This is a genomic window from Phenylobacterium sp., from assembly GCF_037138395.1.
GTDB lineage: Bacteria > Pseudomonadota > Alphaproteobacteria > Caulobacterales > Caulobacteraceae > Phenylobacterium.
In genome coordinates this window covers 1-4,208 of record NZ_JBAXIM010000189.1, presented here as the reverse complement: position 1 = coordinate 4,208, position 4,208 = coordinate 1, and the positions used below count along the sequence as shown (strand labels likewise).

The following is a 4,208-nucleotide window of genomic DNA, read 5'->3' as shown; positions in this document are numbered from 1 at the left end:
CGTGGGGTGCGGGCCTGGTTGGGGGGTACCTCGTGGCGCAGCCAGCTTTCCCAGAGGAACACCGTTCCCGGGGCGGGTGTCAGGTGGACGAAGGTGCGGTTGGCCTCGGGCGCGTCGGTGCTGCGGGGCGGGGCGGCCATCATCAGGGGCAGGCGCGGGTCCTCCAGCCGCAGGGCCGAGGCGCCGGGCGGGGTCGCGACGTACATCGTGCCCGAGATCACGCTGTGCGGGTGGATGTGGCCGGAATGGGCGGCGCCCGGCTTCAGGATGTTGACCCACAGGCTGTCCAGCCGCAGACGCCCTGCGCCCAGGTCCAGGTGCAGGTCCTTGGCGTAGCCGCGCACAATCCGGTCCAGACGGCGCCTCAGGTCGTCGAAGACGCTGGCCCGCCGGGTCAGGTCGTCAAGAGAGGCGTAGGAGGTGTAGCCGCCGTAGCCGTTGCGCCGGCACCAGTCGCGCCCGGCGACGTCCTCAGCCTCCAGCATGTGGCAGGCGGCTTCGAGGTCCACGAGGAGGACGTCGAAGTCCTTCCCCCCGGCCAGGGTGGTCTCGCAGATGCGGGTAGGGAAAAGATCGCGGACGGTCATGCCTGTCCGCTATGCCTCTGGCAGGCCGCTGTCAAAACCCGGACGGCGCCGGGGTCAGACCACGATGTCGAGGACTGTGCCCTGCATCTGGTCCGCCGTGCGGATCACTGCAGCGTTGGCCGACACCCCGGCCTCAGCCAGTTTCATGTCAACAACCTCCCGCACCAGGTCAATGTCCACGCCCTCGACACTCATGTTCGAGATCTTCTGGGCGGACTCATTAAAGCGATTGGTGGCGGCGATTAGCCCGTACTGGGCGATAGCGATCGGGTTCATGATCAGGGTCTCCGTAGACTGGACCTGACCCTACTGGCGTAAACAAAAGACCCCCGAAGGAGGGTGAACCTGGGTTAAGCTTGCTGCGCTTCCGCAACCCCGGAGACCCTTCATGTCCATCGCCCTCTGGCTGGCCGCAGCCATCACCACCGTCTGCCTGGAACCGAGTGGCAGCCTGAGCCCCGTGATCTGCACCGCCCCGGCCAGCCGGCTCGACGCCCGGCGTGACGTCTGCGAGTGCCCGTCGGGCCGCCGGACCGAGGCCCCGGTCTGCGCTGCCGGTGAGAAGCCGCCGCCGGAAACCCGGGCGCTCAACGCCTTCCGCCGCAAGGCCGCCGAGGACGGGAGCCTGGCCGGCGACCGGTTCCAGGACCGCCCCCTTTGTGTGATCCCGACTGCGCGCCCCGCCAGGCGGCCCTGACCTTGCCCCAAAATCCCCCGATCCAGCGCTCCGCAGGAGACCTGTCATGAAACCTCTGGTTCTTGCCCTGATGGCGGGCCTTGTCCTTGTCGCCGCACCTGTCGCCCGCACCCAGCCTGCGCCCGGCCTGCCTGAGGACCCCGGCGCCGCCGTGGTCGAGGAACTGGTCGTCCAGGCCAAGGAGCCGGGCCCCGCCTGGTGGGTGGTGACGGACGGGGACTCCACCGTCTACATCCTGGGCATGCCCAGTGGCCGCCGGATTCCTCCCAAGTCGACCTGGGACCGGCGCTGGCTCGACCGGCGGCTCAAGGGGGCCAACAGCCTGATCCTCGCGGACTCCGCCCGCGTCAGCGTCGGCATCTCGTCCTTTGGCGAGGCCATGCGCCTCTACCGCAGCCTGAGGTCTGATATTCCCCTGGAGACCCGGCTCCAGGACCCGCTCCGGTCCCGGTTCGTCGCCGCCCGCGAGAAGGTGGGCCAGCCGGTGGGGCGCTACGCCAAGTGGACGCCCTTCGTCGCCTCAATGATGCTGCTGGGGGATTCTACGCCCAAGGGCTGGGTGGATCCCCGGGACGATATCCTGAAGGCTGCGCGCAAGGCGAAGGTGCGTCGCGTCGAGGCCCCCGCCCGCAATGTCAGTGACATGGTCTCGAAGGTGTTCTCGAACATGGATCCGGCCCTGGAAACGACCTGTCTCTCCGCCGCCGTCCGGACGGTGGAGCGCGCCCGCCCCGGTGCCGTGGCCGAGGGCTGGGCGCGGGGCGATGTGGGCACCGCCATCAGTGGTCCGCGGGACTACGAAGGCTGTCTCCTGCTGCTGAACGGAGGGCCGCAGATCTGGCGCGCCATCGTCGATGACCACACCCGGCTGATCGCCGACGGCCTGAAGACCCCCGGCCACAGCGTCGCCCTCGTCGACATCTCCATGATGGTCGCCGAGGAGGGGGTGATCCGTAAGCTGGAGGCCCGCGGCCTGGAGGTCACGGGCCCGGACGGTCGCTGATCCGGCTCAGACCAGGGGCGGGCCCTTGCCCAGGGCGGCGTAGGCCTGCTTCTGGAAGATGGGCAGGGCGGCCCGGGCGCCCATGCGCTGGCCGGTGGCTACCTGGCTGGCGGACTCCGGTCCCAGCTCCATGGAGTTCTGGATCAGGTAGATGAGGACCATGTCCTCCTCGCGGTCCGCCTGCCACCAGGTGCCGAAGGCGCCCGGCCAGCCAAAGGCCCCGATCGAGCCGGCGCCCATCCAGGCCTGCTTCTCCGGGTCGGTGATGACCGAGACCCCCAGGCCGAAGCCCTGGCCCATCCAGAAGGGGATGCCCATGAAGGGGATCTCGCGCTGCTCCGGGGTCAGCCGGTTCGAGGTCATGAGGTCGAAGGTGTCCTCGCCGATCAGCCGCACGCCGTTCAGCTCGCCCCGGTTCAGCATCAGCCGGGCGAAGGTCAGGTAGTCGTCGACGGTGGAGATCAGGCCGCCGCCGCCCGCGCAGAAGGCCGGCGGATGGTCTTCGTGCACGTAGGAGACGTCCTTGAGGGGCGCGCCGTCCTCGGCCTTGTACAGTTTGGCCATCCGGTCGCGCTTCTCCGGCGGGCACCAGAAGTCGGTGTCGGTCATGCCGAGGGGCTCGAGGATCCGCGACTTCAGGAAGTCCTGGTAGGTGGTGCCGGCGATGCGGCCGACCAGGAAGCCCAGGACGTCCGTGGCGTGGCTGTAGTGGAAACGCTCGCCGGGGGCGTAGGTGAGGGGTAGGCTGGACAGCCGCTCCAGCCACATGTCCGGCCCGTGCGGATTGCCCAGGGGCGGGCCCAGAACCTCATGGTGGGCGTGGGCGATGGGCCCCATCGAGGTGAAGCCGTAGGCCAGGCCCGCGCGATGGGTCAAAAGGTCCTCCACCGTGATGTCGCGGGGGGCGTCGACCACCTCGTCCAGGGGCCCGGTCGCCGACTTCAGTACCTTCATGCCCGAGAATTCTGGCGCCCATTTGGTGATCGGGTCGTCCAGCTTCAGCCGGCCCTCCTCCATCAGCATGAGGGCCAGGACCGAGGTCAGGGGCTTGGTCATGGAGGCGATGCGGAACATCGTGTCCCGGGTCATGGGCTTGTCGCCGGCGATGTCGCGCTTGCCCAGGGTGTTGAGCTGGACGATCTCGCCCTTGCGCCAGATCAGGGTGACGAAGCCCGACAGGTCGCCGGCCTCCACCACGCCCTGCAGGGCGCCGGGGATCCGGTTGATGAGGTTCATGTCCATGGTCGTCCTCCCGCTGGGCGTCGCGCCCATCTGACTTCGGAACCTGTTGTCCCGTCCGGCGTGCGGAGCGTCAAGCGTGGCGTCGCCTCGGGGCCAGAAGCGGGTTAGAAAGGCGCTCCCCCCGGAGGTCGATCATGTCCCTGTTCCGTCCCGCCCTCGCCGCCGCCTTCGCCGCCGTCGCCCTGACCGCCGCCTGCGCGCCGCCCCTGCCCAAGACCGTGGACCCGCTTGTGCTGGAAAAGGCCGTCGAGGATGCGATTGGCGATCCCAACACCTGCGTCCTGGTCGGCCAGGCCGGGACAGGCCGGGTGGTCTGGACCTACGGGAACCCGGGGGTCTGCGAAAAGGTCTGGCCCGCCTGCAACGGGACAGACGCCCGGGCCGCCGGTGCCCTGCTGAAGGCAGCAGGACGGGAAGGCGCCGTGATCCAGGCCTCCTGCCCCTCCAACCCCGATCGTAGCCGCACCGTGGCCTGGGCGGCGGGGCCTGTCCCCGGCCAGCCTGAACTGGTCTTCACGGCCGTGATGGAGGGCGCCAACACGCCGCCCGGCGTGGTGGTCAGCGACAAGCTGCGCGGCGCCTTCGAGCGGGCCGGCCTGACCCCGGCCAGCTGACAAGACCTCTAATTCCTCCCCCCCGGGGGAGGTGGCGCGCGCAGCGCGGTGGAGGGGGTTAACTG

6 protein-coding genes are annotated in these 4,208 nt (G+C 69.4%); 3 read left to right on the top strand and 3 right to left on the bottom strand.

The annotated features are described in order from the left end of the window. Positions 1-587: TIGR02466 family protein (locus WCJ52_RS11930; protein ID WP_336903529.1), on the bottom strand; the 587-nt coding region annotated here is incomplete at its 3' end. A gap of 54 nt (positions 588-641) precedes the next feature. After that, the gene (locus WCJ52_RS11925) at positions 642-863 is read right to left on the bottom strand and encodes a flagellar basal body rod C-terminal domain-containing protein (RefSeq protein ID WP_336903528.1); all 222 of its coding nucleotides are present in this window, start codon (positions 861-863) and stop codon (positions 642-644) included. A 112-nt stretch (positions 864-975) separates the two neighbouring features. Between WCJ52_RS11925 and WCJ52_RS11920 the strand changes: the two genes are divergently transcribed. Beyond that, positions 976-1,284 carry a hypothetical protein gene (locus tag WCJ52_RS11920; protein ID WP_336903527.1) on the top strand — a complete coding sequence of 103 codons (309 nt, stop codon included), beginning with the start codon at positions 976-978 and terminating at the stop codon, positions 1,282-1,284. A 46-nt stretch (positions 1,285-1,330) separates the two neighbouring features. Next, positions 1,331-2,287 carry a TraB/GumN family protein gene (locus WCJ52_RS11915; RefSeq protein ID WP_336903526.1) on the top strand — a complete coding sequence of 319 codons (957 nt, stop codon included), beginning with the start codon at positions 1,331-1,333 and terminating at the stop codon, positions 2,285-2,287. 6 nt (positions 2,288-2,293) lie between these two features. Here the strand turns inward: WCJ52_RS11915 and WCJ52_RS11910 are convergent, their stop codons facing one another. Further along, positions 2,294-3,529, bottom strand: coding sequence for a serine hydrolase domain-containing protein (locus tag WCJ52_RS11910; RefSeq protein ID WP_336903525.1), 1,236 nt, complete (start codon positions 3,527-3,529; stop codon positions 2,294-2,296). Positions 3,530-3,663: 134 nt separating this feature from the next. Between WCJ52_RS11910 and WCJ52_RS11905 the strand changes: the two genes are divergently transcribed. After that, positions 3,664-4,143, top strand: a complete 480-nt coding sequence (locus WCJ52_RS11905; RefSeq protein ID WP_336903524.1) for a hypothetical protein — start codon at positions 3,664-3,666, stop codon at positions 4,141-4,143. Positions 4,144-4,208: the final 65 nt, after the last annotated feature.

What these genes read in the sequence shown, in the direction of transcription:
- WCJ52_RS11905 (WP_336903524.1), top strand. Translation starts at nt 3,664, where the DNA reads ATGTCCCTGTTCCGTCCCGCCCTCGCCGCCGCCTTCGCCGCCGTCGCC.
- WCJ52_RS11910 (WP_336903525.1), bottom strand. Translation starts at nt 3,529, where the DNA reads ATGGACATGAACCTCATCAACCGGATCCCCGGCGCCCTGCAGGGCGTG.
- WCJ52_RS11915 (WP_336903526.1), top strand. Translation starts at nt 1,331, where the DNA reads ATGAAACCTCTGGTTCTTGCCCTGATGGCGGGCCTTGTCCTTGTCGCC.
- WCJ52_RS11920 (WP_336903527.1), top strand. Translation starts at nt 976, where the DNA reads ATGTCCATCGCCCTCTGGCTGGCCGCAGCCATCACCACCGTCTGCCTG.
- WCJ52_RS11925 (WP_336903528.1), bottom strand. Translation starts at nt 863, where the DNA reads ATGAACCCGATCGCTATCGCCCAGTACGGGCTAATCGCCGCCACCAAT.